Here is a 374-nt window from a genome sequence, read left to right on the forward strand (position 1 = left end):
GCGCTCAGTTGGAGCGCGTGGCCCGCTTCCAGCCGACCTGACTGATTATCCAGCGTGTCTTTGACCGCCAGTGTCAGCGAGCCTTTTTCGGCGGCCACGATGTTGCCGTGACGATTATCGACGGTCGTTGCTTTAAGGTTCAGGTTGCCGTTGCCCGCAAGGGTACCGCGCTGGTTATCCAGCCTCCGGGTGGTGAGGGACAGGGTATCTTTGCCCTGTTGTTGCATCACGCCGCCTTGATGACTCAGGGTATCGGCGTTGATGGTTATCTGCCCGGCCTGAGTTTCGGCGTGGTTGAGTTGCAGTTCACCGGCCTGTATCGTCAGGGCGCCATTGGTCAGTAGTTTGCCCTTATCACCCAGCCACCGTTGGGT

The 374-nt window shown here is 59.1% G+C and carries 1 protein-coding gene; it reads right to left on the reverse strand.

Features of this window, described 5'->3' with window-relative positions:
* On the reverse strand, positions 1-374 hold a 374-nt coding region (locus ACGF49_RS24995; protein ID WP_387493452.1), incomplete at both ends, for a hypothetical protein.

It is taken from the genome of Photorhabdus sp. RM96S (assembly GCF_042879335.1).
Lineage (GTDB): Bacteria > Pseudomonadota > Gammaproteobacteria > Enterobacterales > Enterobacteriaceae > Photorhabdus > Photorhabdus kayaii.